The 22,859-nt window shown below is 36.1% G+C and carries 20 protein-coding genes and 1 tRNA gene; 3 read left to right on the top strand and 18 right to left on the bottom strand.

What is annotated here, in order from left to right; all coding sequences use genetic code 11:
• Positions 1-6 precede the first annotated feature (6 nt).
• On the bottom strand, positions 7-1,173 hold the full coding sequence (locus RZ78_RS04355) for a hydroxymethylglutaryl-CoA synthase (protein ID WP_054608236.1): 1,167 nt from the start codon (positions 1,171-1,173) through the stop codon (positions 7-9).
• Between the two features lie 103 nt (positions 1,174-1,276).
• Positions 1,277-2,422, bottom strand: coding sequence for a family 20 glycosylhydrolase (locus RZ78_RS04360; protein ID WP_054608237.1), 1,146 nt, complete (start codon positions 2,420-2,422; stop codon positions 1,277-1,279).
• Positions 2,423-2,657: 235 nt separating this feature from the next.
• On the opposite strand from RZ78_RS04360, the gene RZ78_RS04365 reads away from it, so the two are divergent.
• Positions 2,658-3,014 (top strand): hypothetical protein, encoded by a 357-nt coding sequence (locus RZ78_RS04365; protein ID WP_054608238.1) that lies wholly within the window; start codon positions 2,658-2,660, stop codon positions 3,012-3,014.
• A 311-nt stretch (positions 3,015-3,325) separates the two neighbouring features.
• Here the strand turns inward: RZ78_RS04365 and RZ78_RS04370 are convergent.
• The 6 genes from RZ78_RS04370 to uvrC form a co-directional block, all read right to left on the bottom strand.
• Positions 3,326-3,412: transfer RNA gene (locus RZ78_RS04370), tRNA-Ser, on the bottom strand.
• Between the two features lie 32 nt (positions 3,413-3,444).
• The gene (locus RZ78_RS04375; RefSeq protein ID WP_034531719.1) at positions 3,445-3,963 is read right to left on the bottom strand and encodes an adenine phosphoribosyltransferase; all 519 of its coding nucleotides are present in this window, start codon (positions 3,961-3,963) and stop codon (positions 3,445-3,447) included.
• Positions 3,964-3,983: 20 nt separating this feature from the next.
• Entirely contained in the window at positions 3,984-6,287 is a 2,304-nt protein-coding gene (recJ, locus tag RZ78_RS04380) for a single-stranded-DNA-specific exonuclease RecJ (protein WP_054608239.1), read from the bottom strand.
• Between the two features lie 18 nt (positions 6,288-6,305).
• Positions 6,306-7,241, bottom strand: coding sequence for a ribonuclease Z (gene rnz / locus RZ78_RS04385; RefSeq protein ID WP_054608240.1), 936 nt, complete (start codon positions 7,239-7,241; stop codon positions 6,306-6,308).
• An 87-nt stretch (positions 7,242-7,328) separates the two neighbouring features.
• The gene (gene obgE, locus RZ78_RS04390; protein WP_041152372.1) at positions 7,329-8,621 is read right to left on the bottom strand and encodes a GTPase ObgE; all 1,293 of its coding nucleotides are present in this window, start codon (positions 8,619-8,621) and stop codon (positions 7,329-7,331) included.
• Positions 8,622-8,691: 70 nt separating this feature from the next.
• Positions 8,692-10,479 (bottom strand): excinuclease ABC subunit UvrC, encoded by a 1,788-nt coding sequence (uvrC, locus tag RZ78_RS04395; RefSeq protein WP_054608241.1) that lies wholly within the window; start codon positions 10,477-10,479, stop codon positions 8,692-8,694.
• Between the two features lie 87 nt (positions 10,480-10,566).
• On the opposite strand from uvrC, the gene RZ78_RS07545 reads away from it, so the two are divergent.
• On the top strand, positions 10,567-10,707 hold the full coding sequence (locus tag RZ78_RS07545; RefSeq protein WP_167540463.1) for an SPJ_0845 family protein: 141 nt from the start codon (positions 10,567-10,569) through the stop codon (positions 10,705-10,707).
• Positions 10,708-10,747: 40 nt separating this feature from the next.
• On the opposite strand, the gene RZ78_RS04400 is transcribed toward RZ78_RS07545, so the two are convergent.
• The 8 genes from RZ78_RS04400 to rpsO form a co-directional block, all read right to left on the bottom strand.
• Entirely contained in the window at positions 10,748-11,020 is a 273-nt protein-coding gene (locus RZ78_RS04400; protein ID WP_034531728.1) for a nucleoside triphosphate pyrophosphohydrolase family protein, read from the bottom strand.
• Positions 11,021-11,611 carry a ribosome biogenesis GTP-binding protein YihA/YsxC gene (gene yihA, locus RZ78_RS04405; protein WP_034531730.1) on the bottom strand — a complete coding sequence of 197 codons (591 nt, stop codon included), beginning with the start codon at positions 11,609-11,611 and terminating at the stop codon, positions 11,021-11,023.
• 143 nt (positions 11,612-11,754) lie between these two features.
• Positions 11,755-12,990: an ATP-dependent Clp protease ATP-binding subunit ClpX gene (gene clpX / locus RZ78_RS04410; protein ID WP_034531733.1), complete on the bottom strand. Its 1,236-nt coding sequence runs from the start codon at positions 12,988-12,990 to the stop codon at positions 11,755-11,757.
• 140 nt (positions 12,991-13,130) lie between these two features.
• Complete coding sequence (gene tig / locus RZ78_RS04415) at positions 13,131-14,435, bottom strand: trigger factor (RefSeq protein ID WP_034531735.1); 1,305 nt, start codon at positions 14,433-14,435, stop codon at positions 13,131-13,133.
• 168 nt (positions 14,436-14,603) lie between these two features.
• Complete coding sequence (gene tuf, locus RZ78_RS04420) at positions 14,604-15,791, bottom strand: elongation factor Tu (protein WP_053791852.1); 1,188 nt, start codon at positions 15,789-15,791, stop codon at positions 14,604-14,606.
• 188 nt (positions 15,792-15,979) lie between these two features.
• Positions 15,980-16,894, bottom strand: coding sequence for a hypothetical protein (locus RZ78_RS04425; RefSeq protein WP_054608242.1), 915 nt, complete (start codon positions 16,892-16,894; stop codon positions 15,980-15,982).
• Positions 16,895-16,922: 28 nt separating this feature from the next.
• Positions 16,923-18,614, bottom strand: coding sequence for a ribonuclease J (locus RZ78_RS04430; RefSeq protein ID WP_054608243.1), 1,692 nt, complete (start codon positions 18,612-18,614; stop codon positions 16,923-16,925).
• Positions 18,615-18,795: 181 nt separating this feature from the next.
• Positions 18,796-19,065 (bottom strand): 30S ribosomal protein S15, encoded by a 270-nt coding sequence (gene rpsO, locus RZ78_RS04435; RefSeq protein WP_034531743.1) that lies wholly within the window; start codon positions 19,063-19,065, stop codon positions 18,796-18,798.
• A 275-nt stretch (positions 19,066-19,340) separates the two neighbouring features.
• On the opposite strand from rpsO, the gene rpsT reads away from it, so the two are divergent.
• A complete protein-coding gene (gene rpsT / locus RZ78_RS04440; protein WP_034531745.1) occupies positions 19,341-19,589 on the top strand; it encodes a 30S ribosomal protein S20 in 249 nt (82 codons plus the stop codon).
• Positions 19,590-19,661: 72 nt separating this feature from the next.
• Here rpsT and holA read toward each other — a convergent pair whose 3' ends face one another.
• Together holA and RZ78_RS04450 are read right to left on the bottom strand one after the other, a co-directional pair.
• Entirely contained in the window at positions 19,662-20,690 is a 1,029-nt protein-coding gene (gene holA, locus RZ78_RS04445; RefSeq protein WP_054608244.1) for a DNA polymerase III subunit delta, read from the bottom strand.
• Positions 20,691-20,692: 2 nt separating this feature from the next.
• Positions 20,693-22,810, bottom strand: coding sequence for a DNA internalization-related competence protein ComEC/Rec2 (locus RZ78_RS04450; protein ID WP_081006901.1), 2,118 nt, complete (start codon positions 22,808-22,810; stop codon positions 20,693-20,695).
• Between the last annotated feature and the right edge of the window lie 49 nt (positions 22,811-22,859).

The following is a 22,859-nucleotide window of genomic DNA, read 5'->3' on the forward strand; positions in this document are numbered from 1 at the left end:
AGTCTCCTACTTTCTTCCATAAATTCTTTGGTGGTCTTTTACCCCTTCAAGGAAAAATTCCGCCTTATCATTACTAGTATCCAACTTGATATCACCATCAGCGATTGGAATCCAGTTAGTAAAGATTTCTTCGTATTCTTCAACAGAAACTTGTTTTCTTGACTTCAAAGCATCATCTAATGATTTTGCTAATTCATCGTTTCTGAAGTTATCCTTTAGTTTCATTGGGAAGAATTCACCCTGTGCACCTGAGCCATAACTGAATAACGCAATACGATCACCAGATTGTAAATCATCTGAGTTATTAATTAATGATAGGAAGTTCAAATACAATGAACCGGTGTATAGGTTACCAACGTTTTCGTTGTAGATACGACCTTGTTCGAATTCTTTCTTCAAGTTAGCTTGTTGTCCTTCATCGGCTTCATCAATGATTGATCTTAGTGCCTTAATTCCCATCTTTGGATAAGGTAAATGGAATGTCATTGCTTTGAAATCAGCAATGGTTTGACCAGTGATTTCCTTGTATTCATCCCATGTCTTCTTAAAGAAATCAACGTAAACATCGTTTGAATAGTGACCATCAACAACGGCTTCTGTTCTGTACAATGGTCTCCAGAAATCCATTACATCATCAGAATAGAATGTACTTGGGCCATCGAATTCGGCAATTGAAGGATTGGCAGAAATTACCATGGCAACGGCACCCCCACCTTGAGTAACTTCACCAGGTGTCTTAATACCGTATCTAGCAATATCGGCACCAATTACTAGGGCTTGTCTTTCAGGATGGTTTTGCACATATTCTTTGGCCATTTGAAGACCAGCGGTAGCACCATAACAAGCTTGCTTGATTTCAAAAGCACGAGCTCGACGGCTTAAGCCTAACATGTTTTGTAAGTAAATAGCAGCAGATTTGGAGTTATCTACCCCTGTTTCTGTTCCAAAAATAATTAAATCAATTTTTTTACGATTATCATCATCAATAATCTTGGTACAAGCATTTGCTGCCATTGTGACAACATCTTGGGTATTGGGAATTACAGCTTGTTTCTTTTGGCCAATTCCAATCAAATACTTGTTTGGGTCTTCGTTTCTAGCGTTAGCTAGATCGACCATATCTAAATACATATCTGATGAGTAAAAACTCATCTTGTCAATTCCAACATTCATAATGATAATCCACACTTTCATATAAATATTATTCTAATTGTACTATGAAACAACATTCTTCACAAAAGAAATAACAAAAAGGCGCACCGTTAAGTGCGTCTTTTTATTTTTCAAATTGCTTCTTTGCCTTTAAGAATGCATCAGCATAGTAGTAAGTTTTTTGATAGGTTTGTTCACCTGTGTATTGGTTAGGATATTCACCCCAGATTGAGAATGCCGCTCCAATATTGTTCTTGCTCTTAGCAAGATTCTTCTTTGATTGGTCATTCCACATGCTCATCTTCCATTTTTTAAATTCACTAGTCCAAATCTTCTTGGATTCTTTTGTGAATGAAGTAGGATCTGTAATCATGTAAAGATAGTAATTATTGTAGTTGATTGTCTTAAAGCCGGCCTTGTTTAGTTCAGGCAAAGTGGCACGCATTCTGATGTTATCTTTACGGTCCTTACTTGAACTAACCTCACCAGTTAAACTCCAGTAATTAATCAAAATATCCTTGTGATACTTATTTAAAACAGCTTTATGGAAACTATCATTCCACATTTCCAGTTTTAAATTATGTTGCTTAACGTAATCATCAATTGCATTGATGTATTTAACGGCCGCATTTTGGTCACTTCGATTATTAATGGTGATTTCATCGGCACCAACAATAATGTGGTATCCCTTTGGTAATAATCCAACGTATTCACTCAAAAGTTTCTTAGAAAAATCTAGAGTTGCCTTCTTGTGGTAGTACATTTCGTTATAACCATCTTTGTTATCCAATTGTTTAGCTAACTTCTTCCCAGCAGATGTGTATGAAAGAAGTTTGATGATTGATTGGTCATGACCTGGAAGGTCAATTTCTGGGATAACTTCAATTCCGTTCATATAACCATATTGAATGATGTCCAATAATTGATCCTTAGTTAAAAATGCTTTCTTGGTCTTTTTGTTGTAGTAAACACCATTTTTTTCATATGAGTTTTTAACGGTTTGACCTAAAGTAGAACTTTCCACACCATATCTCTCATTATCATTTAAGTGAAGTTGAAGATATGTACCATGATCTTTTTTAAGTAAATCAATGTACTTCTTAATTGTTGATGGCGCGTAGTATGTTCTTGAACAATCTAATGACAAACCGATTCGTTTAGTATTGTTATTAGTCGCTGCTAAGGTCTTTTTAGAAAGTGCACCCATTTGAACAAAAATCAAAATTAGGGCAAGAACTGCTCCCACGATTAAATATCTTTTTTTCGGCATAATCACCACTCTTTTCTTTGCGATTATTATATTTTTTAGTATAGCATTAAAATTTCATAAATCTATCTATTTTCATATTTTGTAATCATTATGAAATAGTTACATGTTAATAATAGTGCTTTAATCTTAAATCTAATTTAAATGTTTGTTTTATTGTCATCTATAATGATATGGTCGAATATGGTATCATTATATAGGTTTAATAGTAACATTAGATTGGAGTATTTGTTTATTTATGAAAAAAGCATCATCAATTTTTACTAAATCAGTATACACTTTGTTGGAATTTTCTTTAATGTTAGCTACAGTGTTAGGGATTGGTTTCAACTGGGAATCAGCTTCAACTTACTCAAATAGTTTGAAAATAGATTTTCTAATTTTCATTCAAATTATATTTGTATTGTTAGCATTAATTCAAATCATATCTTTCTACATAAATAAAATCGATTTAAAGAAAGAAATAATCATTTCTGCAACACTATTTATATTGGCCATGATTCTTTACATACTACATGAATCTACAATTCAATTTCTTGTATGTATTTTACTTATCCTTATTTTAATGATAATTGACAAAAAATATTTGGCTTAAATTAAAATGACTAAACAAAAAGCACCCTACTATCTGTATAGTGAGGTGCTTTTTATTTTACATTTATGATCATGAATGTATCAAAAGGAGAGTACATGTATAGGAGGCGTATTAAAAAGAAAATAAAAATGCAGTTAAAAAATTAAGTAGTTACTTAAATTTCTAACTGCATAAAAATGACGTAGTTTTGACGTAGTTTATAGTTAATAATAACTAACTATAAATGACTGATATGTACACCACAAATGCTTATAAACACCGTCACGTTAACGCTCATTAACAGTAATTGAACGGTATGACATTGTGGTTAAAGGAGAGTACAGGAGTCGAACCTGCCCGCCGGTGTTACCGGGTCGTCGGATTTCGAGTCCGATGCATTACCGCTCTGCCAACTCTCCATAAAAAAGGATGCACTAAGCATCCAATAAATTTAGTATTTTAGTAAACTAAGAATATCGTAATCCTTAATCTTTTCTCTACCCTTTAATGCTTCAATTTCAACAATGAAAGCAGCTCCAACAACAATTCCGCCTAGTTGTTCAACAAGCTTGATTGTTGCTTCAATTGTTCCACCAGTTGCAAGTAAATCATCAGTAATAAGAACTCTTTGGCCAGGCTTTACAGCATCAGAATGTAGGTAAAGTGATGACTTCCCGTATTCTAATCCGTAAGAAGCACTAACTGTCTTACCTGGTAATTTACCTTTCTTTCTAGCTGGTACGAATCCAATGCCTAAATCATAAGCGACTGGACAACCAACAATGAAGCCACGCGCTTCGGGGCCAACGATTAAGTCGACTTTCTTTTCTTTAGCATATTTTACTATCTCATCGGTAGCTTGGTGATATGCTTGTCCATCTTCCATTAATGGTGAGATATCTCTAAATAAAACACCTGGTTCTGGAAAATCTTCGTAACTTGCAATGTAGTCATGCAAATCAAGTGCCATTAGCCAATAACTTCCTTTCATTAACCCAAACAAATGCGAATAGCTTGTTTAAACTTCTCTTTACTAATTGTCAAAAGTTGTTTTTCAGCTTCGATTTGTTTCTCTCTATTCTGGTATGCGTGACTGTTTGATAAATCACTGTTAACCAGATCAGGATTATAATTCATAATTCCATCATTAATATAAACGAAATTTAATTCATTAAATACATCTACCATGAAGATAAATATATCACGGTCAATGCCTAAATAGCGACTAATTTCATCTACTTTATCATGTATCTGAATGTTGTTATGCGTCTTAATGAACTTAAATAGTTTAGCATATTGAGCACGGTTTGGCATCCCCTTTTTAAAAATATAATGATTTTTGAAAAGGTAAAATGTCACGCTATTAAAACTAATTTCACTTAAAGCATCTTGCAAATGTGAAATATCACTAGGACAATCAACAATTATTATATTATCAAATTTATCAAATGAAGACAAATCAGGATAGAGGCCAACAGTGGAGTCAGAGCCTACAAATGGACGCAACTTGTTGTATAGTTTTTCGTTAAAGAACAAGTATGCAGCAGCTGGTTCAAACATTTCTTTTGCAACAACTTGTGTTCTTTTATCAACAATTTCAACACCACTGCTGTACATATCATCCAACATGATTTGAATAGTTGTGCGTCCCTTCCAAGTATTCTTTTCCAAGTGACCAGCAACCTTCATTGCATCACTATTGGCCAATAGGTCATCAGCAAGTGCACCATTCTTAAATGCTAGTACATTGACCTTACTACCATGATCAACCATTTGGAATTTTAGATGACTATTATCCTTACCCATTGTTTGAACGTTAGTAACGTTTTGTGGTGTAAATTCGAATACTGGGAATTCATTATCAGTACCAAATGGTGCCAATAATTGAACTTGGTTAAACAAATCTTCGTTTACATCACTGCAACTTAAATCAGCAAAAATATTTAACGGTGCTTTGACTTGGTCTGATAATTCATGTTCTTTAGCGTATTTATCTAAATGCTCAGTTAAGGCTGTGACGTCATCTTCTTTGATGCTTAGTCCAACAGCCATTTCGTGGCCACCAAATGAAACCATTTGATCTCTCATGCCATTAATTGCATCGAATAAATTAAATCCTTCGACACTTCTACCTGACCCCTTTAGGATTCTGGTATTAGTATCCAAGTTCATGACGATGCTTGGTTTATGGAATTGTTCTACCAAACGACTGGCAACAATTCCAACAACGCCTTCGTGCCAGTTTTGACCGTATACGACCAACACTGCACTTTCTGGTTGAGTTTGCGCTTGAATGATTGCTTCGGTACTGATGTCTTCGACAAACTTACGACGCTTTTTATTTTGGTCTTCAGTGTCCTTGGCTAATTCTTCGGCCTTGATATCATCAAAGGTTGTTAATAGTTCAACTCCGGAACTGGCACTACCCATTCGACCCAATGCGTTCAAACGTGGTGCTAATCCAAAACCAATGCTTTGTTCGTTGACAACTTCTTTAATCCCGGCTAGCTTAGCTAAGCTGTATAAACCTGGGCGTTCAGTGTTAGCAATCATTTGTAGACCGTACTTTACAATCACCCTGTTTTCATCAGTTAAGGAAACCAAATCGGCAACGGTTCCAATTGCGGCTAAATCCAAGAATTCTTCTGGTAGTTCACCCAATAGCGCAGTTGCTACTTTAAAAGCGATTCCTACACCTGAGAATTCACCAAATGGGTATTCGTGGCCAGGATATCTAGCATGCACAATCGCATAAGCATCAGGTAATTCATCTGGCATTTGATGGTGATCGGTAATGATGACATCACATCCCATTTCGTTTGCGACATCGACAGATTCTTTACCGGAAACACCATTATCAACTGTCACCATTAACTTGGTCCCGTCATTAATTAAACGCTTGTATACTTCAGGATTTGGACCATAACCGTCAGTGAAACGATTAGGAACAAAGTATTCAACGTTGGCACCCAAATTTTCTAGCGTTTCATACATCACCGATGTACTGGTGATTCCATCAGCATCGTAATCACCATAAACGGTGATTTTTTCATCGTTTTCGATGGCACTAAAAATTCGTTTGCATGCCTTTTCCATATCGTGCAACAAAAAAGGATCTCTTAGATCACTCAACTGAGGGTTTAAGAAACCATTTATCTTGTCTTCACTGTCGTATCCCTTCTCAATCAATGATTCGACAATTCTGGGGCTAATCGATAATGATTTTCCAATTGTCGTAGCATCGTTTGAGAGTTTCGTATTCGTATGTTTCCAATCAAAATTAGCGGAGATCATCTAATCAATCCTTTTGTTTTAATTATTTTTTTCAAACGGTATATCAACTATATCAAAGTCCTTAACAACCTTGGTGTTATTAAAGACAGTCTTGGCTTGATTTTGTAATTCGTAAGCCATCTTACCAGTGTATCTAGCTGAAACGTGAGTAAGTAATAGGCGGCCAACATTAGCCTTAGTTGCTAACTTAGCAGCTTGCATGTTGGTTGAATGGTAGTAGTTGTGGGCTAATCTGCTTTCGCCCTTACCAAATGTACTTTCATGAACCAATACATCGGCATTTTGTGCCAAGTTGTAGCTGGTTGGGTTGCTTCTAGTATCACCAATGATAGTAACTGTTCTACCCTTTTGAGCTGGTCCAATGAAGTCTTGGCCATTAATTTCTCTACCGTCATCTAAAGTAACGGTTTCACCATTCTTAATCTTTCCGTAGACCGGACCAGATGGAATGTTTGCTTCCTTTAGCTTATCGACAAGTAGTTCACCTTGGTGGTCCTTTTCTTCGATTCTAAAACCATAACAAGTAATTTGATGATCTAATTCACCCATGGTTACCTTAAATTTATCATCTTCAAAAACAACACCTGGTTGTGATAATTCTTCAAAATTAATCTTGTAAGCAAGTTTAGTTTGAGATACTGATAAACTAACACGAACAAAGTCGGCAATTCCCTTTGGTCCATAAATTGTTAATGGAGTGTCGCCACCTTGGAATGAACGTGAACTTAATAGACCTGGTAAACCAAAAATATGATCACCATGTAAGTGGGTAATGAAAATTTTATTGATTTTACGAGGCTTTAAGTTAGATCTCAAGATTTGTTGTTGAGTACCTTCACCACAATCAAACAACCATACTGAGTTGCATTCATCCAATAATTTTAATGCTGTTGCAGCCACATTTCTAAATTTACCTGGAACCCCTGATCCAGTTCCTAAAAATTCTAATTGCATAATTTCATTTTTCCTTTTCTATTCGTAATATTCGATATATAAATTGTAGCACATAAAAAAAGATGGGATTAGTCCCATCTACTTTTATTAGTCCACAAATGAGAATGTGAAGTCTAGAATTGAGACCATGTCGCCGTCTTTTGCGCCATGTTCTCTTAGTGCGTCATCTACACCCATTCCCTTAAGCTGTCTTGCGAAACGTAGCATACTTTGGTCGTGAGTTGTATCTGTCATTTGGAATAGACGTTCAATCTTCTTACCATATAGAACCCAGACACCGTCTTCATCACGTCTAATGTTGAATGGTGCTTCTTCGTCGTCAGCATTGTATTCAACTTCTTCATCAACGTCTTCAACGTCAGTGATTGGGAACTTAGGAGTAGTTTCCAATAGGTCTGAAGTCTTAGAGATTAATTCTTTTAGACCTTCATGGGTGATTGAAGAAATAGCCAACACTTCGTGAGCTAATTCGTCATCTTTGATTTGTTCTTTAAATGTTTCTAGATTTTCAGCAGCATCAGGCATATCCATCTTGGTTGCTACCACGATTTGTGGTCGTTTTAGCAGATTTTCATCGTACTTAGCTAATTCGTCGTTAATCTTCTTGTAGTCAACATAAGGATCTCTTCCTTCTTGACCACTCATATCAACTAAGTGCAAGATGACACGTGTTCTTTCAACGTGACGTAGGAATTGGAAACCTAAACCAATTCCAGATGATGCTCCTTCAATTAATCCAGGTAAATCTGCAATTACGAAGTCTCTACCGTCATCTAGTCTAACCATCCCTAGGTTAGGTACCAATGTTGTAAAGTGGTATTCAGCAACCTTAGGTTTTGAACTAGTGATTGTAGATAGTAGTGTTGATTTACCAACTGATGGGAATCCAACTAATCCAACATCAGCTAATACTTTAAGTTCTAAACGAATGTTTAATTCTTCACCAGGTTCACCGTTTTCGGCAATTTCTGGCGCTGAGTTCTTGGCAGATGCGAAGTGGGTGTTTCCACGTCCACCACGTCCACCTTTCAATGCAACATATTCATCATCCGGATTTACTAAATCAAATAACAATTGGTTGGTATCATCGTTATATACTGATGTTCCTTCTGGAAGATAAATATATAAATCATCGGCACTCTTACCAGTCATTCGTTTATTTCCACCGTCTGCCCCGTTTTTAGCGGCAAACTTACGCTTATATCTGAAGTCCATCAAGGTGTTCATCCCTGTGTCCACAGCAAAAATAACGCTTCCTCCGCGGCCACCATCACCACCAGCAGGTCCACCGTTTGGAACGTATTTTTCTCTTCTAAAGGCAACGATTCCGTTACCACCTTTTCCTGACTTTACATTAATTTTTACTTGATCAACAAACATGTTATCTCCGCTCTACTTTTTATTTTATACATAGTATAACTTTATTTTTAAAGACCGTAAACAGTCCACATCATTTTTCAATATTATTTAATGAGTATTTGATATTCTTTGCTGTTTTGGTATTAATCCCTAACGCCTCAATTTCATTAATTGGTGCGTTGGCGATTTTCTTCATTGTCTTAAACTTGTTCAATAACTTACTTCTAGTCTTTGGTCCAACTCCCTCGATTGTATCAAGTTCTGAGCTAAGTGAATGCTTAGTGTGAACTTGGCGATGGAAGTTAATCGCAAATCTATGAACTTCGTCTTGAATTCTTTGAACAAGATAGAATGCCTGACTCTTTGGATTCAACGAAATATGTTCATCCAATTGTCCAAACAATAAGTCAGCAGTCTTATGCTTATCGTTTTTGACCATTCCGGCAACCGGAATTTCCAAGCCTAACTCATTTTCCAAGACATCTTTAACGGCATTCAATTGGATTTCTCCACCATCCATTAGAATTAGGTCCGGTAAATCAGCATGTTCCTTCAAAAGTCTTGTATATCTTCTTCTAATAACTTCTCTGGTACTTGCTGCTTCATCAGCATGATCTTCGTTTTGGAGTTTGTATTTACGATAAGCGTTCTTATTTGGTTTCCCATCCACAAACTGAATCATGGCTGAAACAATGTCAGCCCCTTGAATATGTGAGTGGTCAAAGGCTTCAATCGTTTTGGCTGAAGCAATGTTCAAGGCCACCGCTAATTCATCAGCAGCTCCCTTAGTCTTGATGTTATCTAGTTCCATCAAACGGAACTTTTCATCCAAGACTAGCTTGGCATTCTTTTGTGCCATATCGATTAAGTCCTTCTTTTGTCCCCTTTGTGGAACCCTCACCGGTGTCCCAATTGCTTCTGAAATCAAATCAGCATCCAATGTTTCTGGAATTAAAACTTCCTTTGGTGTTTGATGATTTTCTTCAGAATAGAACTGACCGATAAAGTCTTCCATTGTTTCAACTGGGTCATCCACAATTGGGAAACTACGCTTAACTCGTTTCAACAAACGAGCTTGTCTGATAAAGAAGATTTGAATTGAAATCCATCCATGGTTCACGTAGTAATTGAAAATGTCGCGAGGTGTGGTGTCATTTGAAATAATCTTTTGCTTTTCCACAGTGATTTCGATGTACTTCAATTGGTCCCTAATTTCAGCAGCGCGTTCATATTGTAATGAGTCCGCCGCAATCTTCATCTTTTCGGTCAACATCTTCTTGGCAATTCCCACATCACCATTTAAAAACGACTTAATGTGGCGAATTTGGTTTTGGTATTCAGACTTAGGAACCTTTTTAAAACATGCTCCCAAACATTGTCCCATGTGATAGTAAAGACAAGGTCTGTGTTGATAACCATTACATCTTCTCAATGGATAAACCTTTTGTAAGAAGTGCAAAGTTTCATCAGCAGCATATACATTTGGATATGGTCCAAAGTAGTATCCACCGTCTTTTTTAATGGTGTTAACAATCTTTAGTTGTGGATCACGTTCGTTTGTAATCTTGATGTATGGGTATCCACCATTACCTTGTTTTAACTGAATATTATAGTAAGGTCGATGCTTTTGAATCAATGTGATTTCTAGTAGGAATGCTTCTTTGTCATTAGTCGTAATAATGGTTTCAAAGTCCCTAATTTGTGAAACCAACTTGGCTGTCTTTCCCTCATGGCTACTCTTAAAGTATGATCTAACACGATTTTTTAGATTCTTTGCTTTACCAACGTAAATGATTTTACCTAGTTTATTCTTCATCAAATAACATCCAGGTAAATCTGGTAATAATCTAAGTTTATGCTCAATGTGTGAAGTTGCCATTTTATCACCTCGTTTGAAAAAACACTTCAATATGACAAATTCGATTTAATTTGCTATCATATACCATAAATAAGGAGATGCATAATTATGGGTTTAAATATTCAACGTAACAACGACTTAAATGCTATGTTCGATAAGTTTGCCAAACTGGACACTAAGAACGAAGATCGCGATAAATTTTTAAAACGTAAAGATAAAAAATCAACCGATAAAAAGAAAGAAAAATAATATAATTTAGGCATCACAATTAAATTGTGATGCCTATTTTTTATTGTTTATTTAGGCGGTTAATATTGAATTCAGCAATTTCTTCAAAATCAATATTGTTCCATTCTGCAACTTGAGATAGGTACCAAAGTACGTCACCCATTTCCTTAACAAGCTTTTCACGATCTAGTGAATCGCCATGGAAAGTGTACTTCTTAACTAGGTCAACAACTTGACCGGTTTCACTAGCTAAACCTAGTGCACAGTTAGTTAAGACTTGTTCATTTCCGTGTAATGTTTTGTTTGCAGCTTTTTGGTAATCGTTAAATTCCACTTATTTTACCCCCGTTTTACTTTCGATCCATTTCCAAACTTCTTCTTTTCCGTACTTACTTAAAGCAGAGAATAATTGTATTTCATCACCGTCGTTTAAGTCAACAGTCTTGTTTAAAATACTTACTTCTTTATTCCACTTGCTCTTAGGAGTCTTATCCATCTTAGTAGCCAAGACTAAAGTTGGAATATCATAGTATTTTAGAAACTCGTACATTTGCAAGTCATCTTGACTTGGTGCACGTCTACCGTCAATTAATAAAACAACCCCTTTTAGTTGTCTTCTAGTGGTTAGATATGTTTCAATCATTTCTCCCCATTTAGCACGTTGTGCCTTTGAAATTTTCGCATAACCATAACCAGGAATATCAACAAAGAATAATTTTTCATCTAAGTTGTAGAAGTTCAATGTTTGAGTCTTTCCTGGTTTGTTAGAGGTTCTAGCATAACCGTTACGGTTAATTAACACATTGGTTAAAGAAGATTTTCCCACATTGGAGCGACCAACCAATGCAATTTCTGGATATCCATTACTTGGGTATTGTTTGGGTTCCACCGCACTGATATCGATATTGACGTTGTGTACATCCATCTTAATTCACTCGTTTCTGTAATTTTATATATCAATTTTACCATAAAAAAGGCACCTTCATAAATGCATTTACCACAAAAATACCTTTTAATTATTAAAAAAAACAAAAGGCCTTACAGTGTTAAACACTGTAAGGCTTTTTATTATTGAGCTTCTTTTACAATCTTTGGTTCTGATTTTTTCAAAACAGAGTCAGCGGTAACGATAACTTTCTTAACGTCCTTATCGCTTGGTACTTCATACATGATGTCTCTCATGGTATCTTCCATGATTGATCTCAATCCACGAGCACCGGTCTTTCTTTCGATGGCTGTGTGAGCCATTTCCTTTAGCGCATCGTCTTCGAATTCAAGTTCGACACCATCGATTGACATTAGTTTAACGTATTGCTTAACCAATGCGTTCTTAGGTTCCGTTAAAATTCTAACCAAGTCTTCTTCGCTTAACTTGTTTAAGGCAGTAAGAATTGGTAAACGACCGATAAATTCAGGGATTAGACCGAATTGTAGCAAGTCACTTGGGATAACGTGTTGCATGATGTTATCATCGTTAACTTTAGCTGCTTCACTGGAATCAGTACCAAATCCAATGGTCTTATCTCCTAAACGGTGTTTTACGATGTCTTGAATACCGTCAAAGGCACCACCAACAATGAATAAAATGTTCTTAGTATCAATTTGAATCATTTCTTGTTGTGGATGCTTTCTACCACCATTAGGTGGAACACTAGCAACAGTACCTTCTAGGATCTTCAATAGTGCTTGTTGAACACCTTCACCAGAAACATCACGTGTGATTGAAACATTTTCAGATTTCTTAGCAATCTTATCAATTTCATCAACGTAGATAATTCCCTTTTCAGCTCTTTCAACATCAAAGTCAGCATTTTGAAGTAGCTTTAATAAGATGTTTTCAACGTCTTCACCCACATAACCAGCTTCGGTAAGGGTTGTAGCATCTGCAATTGCAAATGGAACGTTTAAAATACGAGCTAGTGATTGAGCAAGGTATGTTTTACCTGAACCAGTAGGTCCAATGATTGAAATATTACTCTTTTGTAGTTCAGTATCGTCGTCATCATCTAAGTTATTAACACGCTTGTAATGGTTGTATACAGCAACCGCTAAAGTCTTCTTAGCTTCATCTTGACCAATTACGTAATCGTTTAACTTATCAACGATTTCCTTTGGGCTTAATGATTTGATTGTTGTATCTGCATTTTCTTGTGCTAATTCTTCGTCAACGATATCTTTACATAAATCGATACATTCATTACAAATGTATACGCCAGGTCCCGCGACGATTTTCTTTACTTGATCTTGTGATTTACCACAAAAAGAACAAGTAATGGGGCCTTTTCCTTCATTATCTTCAAACAAAAACTTCACCCCTATATAATTCCGATATTATTTTAAATAATACCACATTATTAATGTTGATAACATCATAATGCTTTAGTTTAAAAAAGGTCCAATTAACGAATTGTTAACTGGACCTTTAATATTAACAAAAGTCGAAATTATTTGTTAATTTTTGACTTTGGTTCTTGTTTTGCGTTGTCAGTGATTAACTTAACAGCGTTTTGGATTGAAATATCATGTTTCAACATGTCTTCAGTTAAAGCACCACGTACGGCTTCTTCTTTCATACCGTATTGAGCAGCTAAGTCCTTAACTTGTTGATCGATTTCTTCTTGTGAAGGAACGATGTTAGCATCCTTAACAATTGCTTCTAATACAAGGTTAGTCTTAACACGTTCGTCAGCACCTTGAGCAAATTGTTTCTTCAAGTCTTCTGGCTTAGTACCAGTTAGTTGGAAGTACATTTCAGCATTGATACCTTGTTGTTGCATGCTTGCAAGGTATTGATCCATTTGACGTTGAACGTCTTCGTCAATCATTGCTTGAGGAATTTCTTTAACAGTAGCGTTTGCTACAGCACCCTTAATAGCTTCGTCTTCAACTTGAGTTTCACCTTCGGCCTTCTTTTGGTCCTTTAGTTGGTCCTTAATCTTAGCCTTTAGTTCTTCTAGACTGTCAACATCTTCGTCAACGTCCTTAGCAAATTCGTCATCTAGTTCAGGCATTTGCTTTTCTTTAACTTCGTGAATCTTAGTCTTGAAAGTAGCTTCTTTTGATGCTAATTCTTTAGCTTGGTAATCTTCTGGGAAAGTTACCTTAACATCAACATCTTCACCAGCTTTGTGGCCAACTAGTTGGTCTTCAAATCCTGGGATAAATGATTTTGAACCTAATTCTAGTGAGTAGTTAGTTGCTTGGCCACCATCAAATTGTTTGCCGTCAACGTAACCATCAAAATCGATAACAACAGTGTCACCGTTTTCAGCAGCCTTGTCTTCTTTTAGAACAAGTTCTGCTTGGTTCTTACGCATGTCTTCAATCTTAGCGTCTACATCTTTTTGGTAAACACGAGTGTTTGGTTTTTCAACAACGATTCCTTTGTAATCACCTAGTTCTACATCAGGCTTAACAGTAACGTTAGCTTTTAGAACCCATGGTTGATCCTTTTCTAGACTATCAATGTTAACTTCTGGTTGAGCAACTGGTTCAATGCCAGTTTCCTTGATAGCTTCACTGTATGCTTCTGGTAAAAGAATGTTTAAAGCGTCTTGGTATAGAGCTTCTTCACCGTACATTTCGTTAAATACTTGGCGTGAAACTTTTCCCTTACGGAAACCAGGAACAGTGATGTTTTTCTTGTTCTTGTTGAAGGCTTGATCTAAACCTTCTTTTACTTTGTCAACACTAATTTCGAATGTTAGTTCACCGTCATTAGTGCCTTTTTTTTCCCATTTAGCTGACATTATTTTCCCTCCGACATGAAAATATAATTTTTACAATTTTCTTCTAATTGCGCACCTCTATATTTTAACGTAACACAAGTAAAAAGTAAATAATTATAGGTCTTTCGCTTATTTTTATGTACAAAAAAAGATCCAGATAAAAATCTGAATCTCTTTTTTTAGAATTGATTATTCTTCGATGTCTGAAACAACACCGGCACCAACAGTGTGACCACCTTCACGAACAGTGAACTTAGTTCCCTTTTCGATGGCAACTGGCTTAGTTAGCTTAACGTTGAATTCAACGTTATCACCAGGCATAACCATTTCAACACCGTCTTCTAGTTCGATAACACCAGTAACGTCAGTGGTGTGGAAGTAGAATTGTGGACGGTAGTTTGAGAAGAATGGAGTATGACGTCCACCTTCTTCTTTACTCAAAGCATATACTTGAGCCTTGAATTCAGTATGAGTCTTGATTGAACCAGGAGCAGCGATAACTTGACCACGTACAACTTGTTCACGGTTTACACCACGAAGTAACATACCAACGTTATCTCCGGCTTCACCTTCGTCAAGAGTCTTACGGAACATTTCTAGACCAGTAACAGTAGTCTTTAAGATGTCTTCAACAAGACCGATGATTTCAACTTCGTCACCAATCTTAACAACACCACGGTCGATACGTCCTGAAGCAACAGTACCACGACCAGTGATAGTAAATACATCTTCAACAGGCATTAGTAATGGTTTTGAAGCATCACGTTCTGGAGTTGGGATGTATTCGTCAACAACATCCATTAAGTGTAGGATTACGTCTTTTTGTTCTTGGTCGTCTTGTAGAGCCTTTAGAGCTGAACCACGAACAACTGGAATATCATCACCAGGGTAATCGTATTCTGAAAGTAATTCACGTACTTCCATTTCAACTAAGTCAACTAATTCATCATCGTCAACTAAGTCAGTCTTGTTTAAGAATACAACGATGTATTCAACACCAACTTGGCGAGCTAGAAGAATGTGTTCACGAGTTTGTGGCATAGGACCATCAGTTGCGGCAACAACTAGGATGGCACCATCCATTTGAGCGGCACCAGTGATCATGTTCTTAACGTAGTCAGCATGTCCTGGGGCATCAATATGAGCGTAGTGACGCTTTTCAGTTGAGTATTCAACGTGAGCAGTGTTGATTGTGATACCACGTTCACGTTCTTCTGGAGCAGCATCGATTTGAGCGTAATCAGAAGCGTCTGCTAGACCCTTTTCTGAAAGCACTTTAGTGATAGCTGCAGTTAAAGTAGTCTTACCATGATCAATATGGCCAATAGTACCAATATTTACATGGGGTTTTGTTCTTTCATAATGTTCTTTTGCCATTTATGAAAACCTCCTATAAATTTCGAAAGATTTGAGTTAGCAAATGCAAACTCATCTTTATGATTTATTATACTACATCTTCTCAAAAAGACAAAATCACATATCAGTCTCAAGAAGAATTCCTTTAATATTATAGCTACTGTATTTTTATTTGTAAACACAAAAAAAGCATATTTAACAATTTTATTCTATTTAATTGAATTAAATTGTCGCTTTATAATTTCGATTAATTTTACATAATCATCATTATCATCTACAGTGTACTCTTTTGCGCTTAGATATGCCTGTATTGACAGGTCATACCACCTGTTTGCATCCAGAATTATTCCATCATTGAATGGGTACATCAAAATTGATTGATGTTGGAAGTAACTACTCAATAACATGAACTTTTCTGGATCCATCATATACTCGTCAGTTAAGCGATTAAAGATAAGTTGATATGAGTTCATATCTTGAAGTGATTTAATTTCACCCATCTTAACTTTCTTTGTCTTTCCATCAATCCACATCATGTCGACGACCTCATTTGAACCGACTTTTCTTAACGTGTCGATTACCTCTGCCTTAATCACAGATTGGACAAATGGGTCCATCAAAACAAAGCGACTGTATTTTAAAAATTCATCGTATGGTAAATGTTGTCCATTTAAGAGCGATTCCTTTTGCCAATACATCGTTTGCTTACTACTTATATGGTAGAACTTTTGTGCAAGTTGATGAATTTCTTCACTTGAATTACTTCTAAAAGAAGCTTCGCTTTCTTCAATTAGCTTTAAGCCATCATTGTAATAGCTATCGTTGACTTTAAATGTTTCAACAATTTCTCTAGATTTAATGTATTCATTGTTTTTCAATAACACATTAATCATCAATAAAAAGTCCTGCTCATTTGTGGTAAACGCATTTGGATTTTCCATGACTTCTTTTCTTGCTTCAACATATTGCTTTAAGCTAAAAAGAGATTGAACTAATAATACTTCAATCTCATCGCTTGGCTGATCTTCTAAGTAATTTTTGGCTTTGTTGATAGCTAATTGATATTGTTTGTCATCAATGTTTGATGCAATATCCTTAGCTATTTGTGAACTATGTTCATCCATTAAAATCACTCCGAATAATTAACCTTATTTATTTTTGTGGACGCTTCTTTTTATGATGTTGGTTTACTTCCATAATAACTGGAAGAATTACCGGACGACGTTTTGTCTTATCAAATAAGAAGTGACTGATTTTTTCTCTTACTGATTGCTTCAAGTGACTCCAATCAAATTCCTTGTTATCAAGGTTTAATTGAATGGTCTTAGAAACAATTTCAGCTGCTTCATTCATTAGGTCCTTGTTTGACTTAACGTAAATGAATCCTCTTGAAGTTATCTTAGGACGAGAAATGATAATCTTTTTCTTTCTATCGATTGTAACAACAACGATGAAGATACCATCTTCTGATAATACCTTACGGTCACGTAAAACGATGTTACCAATATCTCCGACACCGATACCATCAATCATAGTGTTACCTGCTTCAACGGCATTACCATGGTGGAATTTAGCACCATCATATTCGATAGTTTCACCCTTGCTTAGGATTAGAATCTTATCTTCGTCGACACCCATGTTAGTAGCAGCACGTTTGCTTTCGTTCATCATCATATATTCACCACTAACTGGAATGAAGTATTGTGGTTTCAACAAACTAATTAACATTTGGATATCTTCAGCACTTGCGTGATCAGAAACATTTAGGTCGTTTGAAATAACCTTAACTGTACCGTCAGCTTGGTATACCATGTCATCAGTCTTAGCCATACTGTTATCCATTGCTGGAGATGGTGACGTAACGATTAGTACAACGTCACCGGGTTCGATGTTGATATCCTTTTGTTGTTGAGCAGCCATTCTTTGAACTAGCTTGATTGGTTCACTAACTGGATTAGTTTCCAATACAACAATTTCGTCGCTTTCAAGCTTCTTTAGTTCTTCAATGTCTTCAATTAATAAGTCTTCTGCTACATTAATGTATCCAGAATCAATTGCTAACTTAACTTTGGCATCTAGGTGCTTACCAACAAATACTTTTCTTTCAGACTTTGCAGCTGCGTCAAATACTTGTTGAATTCTTAATAGGTTAGCAGAGTTAGCTGCAACAATCACACGACTCTTACTATCTTCGAAGGTATCAAAGATGTATTGGCTAGCTTGAATTTCGTTTGCCATTGGGAATGGATTGTCTGCATTTTGTGAGTCTGCTAGTAAAGCGATAACCTTCTTGTTACCAACCTTGGCGATTGAACTGTAATCAGTTGCAAAGCCGTTACGTAATGCTGGATCAAACTTAAAGTCACCAGTATATACGATTTGGCCTTCTTCAACAGCCAATGAAATTCCCATTGAGTCAGGAACTGAGTGACTAGTCTTAAAGAAAGTAACTGTGACGTCATCAAAAAGAATTTCACTCTTTTCGTTGATTACGTTGAAGTTGTTAAACTTCTTTGATCTTTCATTATTCTTAACTTCGTACTTAGCCATTTCAATGGTTAGTTTTGATCCAAATACCGGAACATCGAATTCACTGACGAAATATGGTAGCGCGCCAATTGAATCCATGTCACTATTAGATAGGAAAACTCCGATAATTTTTTCCTTGTTTTCACGTAAGTATGTGAAATCAGGAATAACTACATCAATTCCTAACATGTCATTTTCAGGGTATTTTAGACCGCAATCTAAAACATAAATCCCATTGTTAATCTCAACGGCATATAGGTTCTTGCCACTCTCCCTTACTCCTCCTAAGGGAATAATTTTTACACTATTTTTCATGATTCACCTCATATAATTTTATGTATATTTTTTATTATGAAATAAAATAATTATTTTCAATACGATCTCATTTAACTATCTATAGTGTATCATACTTTTAAATTGAATAATAACTGATAAGTGCATATATGTATGTATAAAAAAATGGAACCACTCATAGAGCAGTTCCATTTTAAAAATATTAACGACGTAGACCTAAACTCTTGATTAAATCACGGTAACGTTGAACATCTGTGTTACGTAAGTATCTTAGTAAGTTACGACGGTGACCGATTTTCTTCAACAAACCACGTTGTGAATGGAAATCCTTCTTGTGTTCTTTCATGTGACCATTAATTTCGTTAATGTCAGCAGTTAGTACAGCAATTTGTACTTCAGCAGAACCAGTGTCACCATCATGTCTAGCATACTTCTTGATGATGTCGTTCTTTTCAGCTTGTGTTAGAGCCATTGTGTTTCCCACCTTTCAAAAGTAAATATACCAGATACTGAGTAAAGCGCCAGATGAGAGCAGCGACAAAACTAAGTATCGGTACTGTAGTTTTAAACTACGTTAATCATACTACTATGATTACCTGAAAATAGCAAGGTAATATCCTTATTAATGTGATCGGAGAAATCCGAATTATATAATTCTATTGCTTTTTTAAGTTGTCTTTTGTATAATAAAAGTCGTTGAAATTTAAGGATTTTAAATAAAATTCGACTTTTTTGGAGGTGAATTTCATGCCTGTTATTAAATCTGCTATCGAACGTGTAAAAACTAATGAAAAAGCAAACAAACGTAACGCATCTCAACTAAGCAAGATGAGAACTGCTGTTAAGAAGTTTGAAAAAGCTGATGCTAACGCTGACAACCGTGAAGAACTATTCAACAACGCTGTTAGTGCATTAGACCATGCTAAGTCAAAGGGCTTAATCAAAGCTAACACTGCTGCACGTAACAAATCACGTCTAGCTAAGTTAAACAAGTAAAAAGAACTCAGTTTTAACTGAGCTTTTTTTATTCCTAAAAAAGGACATCTCGTTTGAGATGTCCTTTTTTGTTTATCCAATTTGATTATCGACAAATCTTAAAGTGAACATTTGAAATAGTAGTTCTGGTGATTCTGGTGTTGATTTGAGTTTTTCTTCCACATCAACTAGTCCCAAATAAGCATCCCTCAAACTACTAAATTGATACTTACGCACATTTTGCATTGCCAGTTTTACTCTAAATGGATGCACCTTTAGCTTTTCTGCAATGTTTCCCTGACTGTATCCCTTACGACTTAACACATTCACCTGTAGTAATAGTCGAAACTGTGATAACAAGACTGCATTAATTTGTAATGGTTCTTGATCCTCTACGATTAGGTTACGGTATAAATCGATGGCGTTTTTGGAATCCTTTTTCATTACGTAGTCAATTAAGTCAAAAACGTTTTGGTCCAATGACTTGGCAACCAAACTATCGATACTGTTTTTAGTAATGACCTTATCCTTTTGACAGTATAGGAATAACTTAGGAAGTTCGTTCATTGCGGATGATAAATCGTTAGATACTCTTCCTAGTAATTCTTGAAGGGCATCCCCTTCTACCGTGTAACCATTACTCTTAATGTTGTTGGCAACATATGATTGGATGGCACGATCATCTAGTTTAGTTAAATCGATTACCTCTGCGTTGTTTTTTAATTGCTTAGTAACCTTTTTTCTAGAATCTAGCTTGCCGTATGGTGCCATGATGACCATGACCGTACTATCAACTGGGTGGTTAACGTATTCAATAAAGCTATCGATGTCATGATCTAAGGTCGACTTGCTACGTTCACCGGTTAAAAAGTACGGATTGTTTACAACAACCAATCTTTTTTCACCAAAGAATGGCAAACTTTCAGCATCACCCACGGCAGTGGCAATGTTTTGACTTTCCATGTCATAGCTAGCGAAGTTCATGGTTCTTTCTTCTTCCGGAATTAATTCCACGAAGTGTTTTTTAATTTCATTAATTAAATAGTCTTCTTTACCTAACACTAGATATATTGGGTTAATATTATTGTTTTTAATTTGTGTTAATAGTTCGTTTACTTTCATTACTATTCCCCTTGCAATTTAAATATCCAGTGATTTCCTAATAATCCATATTTATATGATATCATACCCTGTTTTTGTGTGTTCACGTATGCTAAATTATTATCCTTTAATCTTTCAAGCGTTGCAACACTTGGATGGTGATATCGATTGTTCCTACCAGCGGAGATAATTGAAATTTTGGGATGAATGAATTTAAAAAACGCATCACTGCTGGAGGTATCACTACCATGATGACCCAATTTCAAATAATCCGCTTTTAGCATCGGATATTTTTGCATGATGTCAATCTCACCACTGGATGGTAGATCACCCATAAACAACCAGCTGCGATTTCCTTGGATTGTACCCAAGACGACCGAGTCCTCGTTTTTACCGAGGCCACTTACAAAGGGATGATAAATGTTAAACGGAAAATCAGGTAACTTTTGGTTTGCTTTAATTAACACTAATTTTGTTTTATTCAAATAGGGACGAATTTTCCTCATTATCGATGGATTGTTCTGCAAACCATCCCCGACAATAATCCGGTCGACCTTTAAATCCGCCAGGATTGCGGGAACATCTCCCGTGTGATCAGCATCCTGATGACTCAATACTAGATTATCAAGATGGCTGATACCGATACTTTTCAAATAATTAATCGACGTTTTTTCTGCTTGATAATTTACCTTATTGTTTTGCCTGCGACCAAATTGTAACTTACCACCTGTATCAATCATAGTGATTGAACGGTTAAACGGCTCACGAATTAGGATGCTGTCACCCTGGCCAACATCGAAAAAGGATACCTCACCCTGCAGTGGATAGTGGATATACATAAACGTGATTAGATACATACATAGTAGCATCGACACTCTTTTAAAACTGACCCTGTCGATTACCAACAGTGTCATTATTAGAAGAAGCGTTGCCACATACAGATTGGGTTTACCAAAATTAATCTGCCCTGGTAAAGCCCCCAGCCAATTGACTGCATTATCAAAGCTATTCAATATCAACGCCACCACTGAACTAAACCATCCAGAAATTGGGTACGTAATGACCGCGATTAATATCATTGGCATAATTAACGCCGAAAATATTGGTATCACCAGATAATTGGCTAGCATCGTCAGTGCGTGCCACTGAAATAGCTTGTAGATAATAAAGGGTAAACTGACTAAGTTCATCATCACCGTTTGCTTGAGCGGCTTCATTTTATTCGTATAAATCAAGCCGAATGCCAGAGCGTAACTTAGTTGTGAACCAAACTGTAACAACATCTCTGGTTCAATTATTAAATTGACCATCAAGGTAATCGAAAAGACATCCAAGCTGGTCAATCGCTTCTTTATCATCAATGCGATAATGCCGATTTCAACTGTTAATATCGAGCGCATCAAACCAATCGATGATCCGGCAATGACGAAGTACGTTGGCAGAAATATCAAGGTCACCCACCGAACCTTCTCCCTGGTCACACGGAATAGTCCCAGTATCATTTTCAAAAGGTTCACGATGTAAAAGACATGCAACCCGGAAATACTAAATAAGTGAATGAGCCCCAATGTCTTTACACCTGATAGTTCATCGTTAAAGGAATTATCCATAACACCAAGAAATAGACTACTGGCGTAGAGGTTCAAGGGATGTGGTAATTGGTTCGTGTATTTCAACATCTTCATCCGTAAATAATGAAGAATATCAATGATTGAAAACCGATGTTGTTCTTCTACAATATTTAACTGCTTAACGGTCAATCGACTGTAGATACCCATGCTCTCGTAGTATTCTTTGGCATCAAACTGGTTAAAGTTTCTGGCCTCATCAAATGGCTGGACGACTCCAGACACATTCATGGCAATTGGCCTTAAATATTGCTTTACCCTCTTTGCGTCATTACCGTAGACCATTATCTTTTTACCGGTATCAGTAATAGTGCCGATACCATAAAACGAGTCGTCACTGTACTTAATATTATCTGGATAAATTAAAACGCTTTGCGTTACCGTTTGTTGTCCTTGAATTTGATTAGCTTGATTTTGTTTATATCTATACCAGCAAGCCAAACAAAAAATAACCACCATGATGGTGGTTATTTTTATTACTAACGCGTTTTTTAATCGAATGATCCGAATCATCCATAGACAAAAAAGCAGTAGACCGAGCTTTAAATCACCAAAGAAAATA

This window comes from Apilactobacillus kunkeei (genome assembly GCF_001308195.1).
GTDB lineage: Bacteria > Bacillota > Bacilli > Lactobacillales > Lactobacillaceae > Apilactobacillus > Apilactobacillus kunkeei_C.

What these genes read in the sequence shown, in the direction of transcription:
- RZ78_RS04355 (WP_054608236.1), bottom strand. Translation starts at nt 1,173, where the DNA reads ATGAATGTTGGAATTGACAAGATGAGTTTTTACTCATCAGATATGTAT.
- RZ78_RS04360 (WP_054608237.1), bottom strand. Translation starts at nt 2,422, where the DNA reads ATGCCGAAAAAAAGATATTTAATCGTGGGAGCAGTTCTTGCCCTAATT.
- RZ78_RS04365 (WP_054608238.1), top strand. Translation starts at nt 2,658, where the DNA reads ATGAAAAAAGCATCATCAATTTTTACTAAATCAGTATACACTTTGTTG.
- RZ78_RS04375 (WP_034531719.1), bottom strand. Translation starts at nt 3,963, where the DNA reads ATGGCACTTGATTTGCATGACTACATTGCAAGTTACGAAGATTTTCCA.
- recJ (WP_054608239.1), bottom strand. Translation starts at nt 6,287, where the DNA reads ATGATCTCCGCTAATTTTGATTGGAAACATACGAATACGAAACTCTCA.
- rnz (WP_054608240.1), bottom strand. Translation starts at nt 7,241, where the DNA reads ATGCAATTAGAATTTTTAGGAACTGGATCAGGGGTTCCAGGTAAATTT.
- obgE (WP_041152372.1), bottom strand. Translation starts at nt 8,621, where the DNA reads ATGTTTGTTGATCAAGTAAAAATTAATGTAAAGTCAGGAAAAGGTGGT.
- uvrC (WP_054608241.1), bottom strand. Translation starts at nt 10,479, where the DNA reads ATGGCAACTTCACACATTGAGCATAAACTTAGATTATTACCAGATTTA.
- RZ78_RS07545 (WP_167540463.1), top strand. Translation starts at nt 10,567, where the DNA reads ATGGGTTTAAATATTCAACGTAACAACGACTTAAATGCTATGTTCGAT.
- yihA (WP_034531730.1), bottom strand. Translation starts at nt 11,611, where the DNA reads ATGGATGTACACAACGTCAATATCGATATCAGTGCGGTGGAACCCAAA.
- tig (WP_034531735.1), bottom strand. Translation starts at nt 14,435, where the DNA reads ATGTCAGCTAAATGGGAAAAAAAAGGCACTAATGACGGTGAACTAACA.
- tuf (WP_053791852.1), bottom strand. Translation starts at nt 15,791, where the DNA reads ATGGCAAAAGAACATTATGAAAGAACAAAACCCCATGTAAATATTGGT.
- RZ78_RS04425 (WP_054608242.1), bottom strand. Translation starts at nt 16,894, where the DNA reads ATGGATGAACATAGTTCACAAATAGCTAAGGATATTGCATCAAACATT.
- RZ78_RS04430 (WP_054608243.1), bottom strand. Translation starts at nt 18,614, where the DNA reads ATGAAAAATAGTGTAAAAATTATTCCCTTAGGAGGAGTAAGGGAGAGT.
- rpsO (WP_034531743.1), bottom strand. Translation starts at nt 19,065, where the DNA reads ATGGCTCTAACACAAGCTGAAAAGAACGACATCATCAAGAAGTATGCT.
- rpsT (WP_034531745.1), top strand. Translation starts at nt 19,341, where the DNA reads ATGCCTGTTATTAAATCTGCTATCGAACGTGTAAAAACTAATGAAAAA.
- holA (WP_054608244.1), bottom strand. Translation starts at nt 20,690, where the DNA reads ATGAAAGTAAACGAACTATTAACACAAATTAAAAACAATAATATTAAC.
- RZ78_RS04450 (WP_081006901.1), bottom strand. Translation starts at nt 22,810, where the DNA reads ATGATTCGGATCATTCGATTAAAAAACGCGTTAGTAATAAAAATAACC.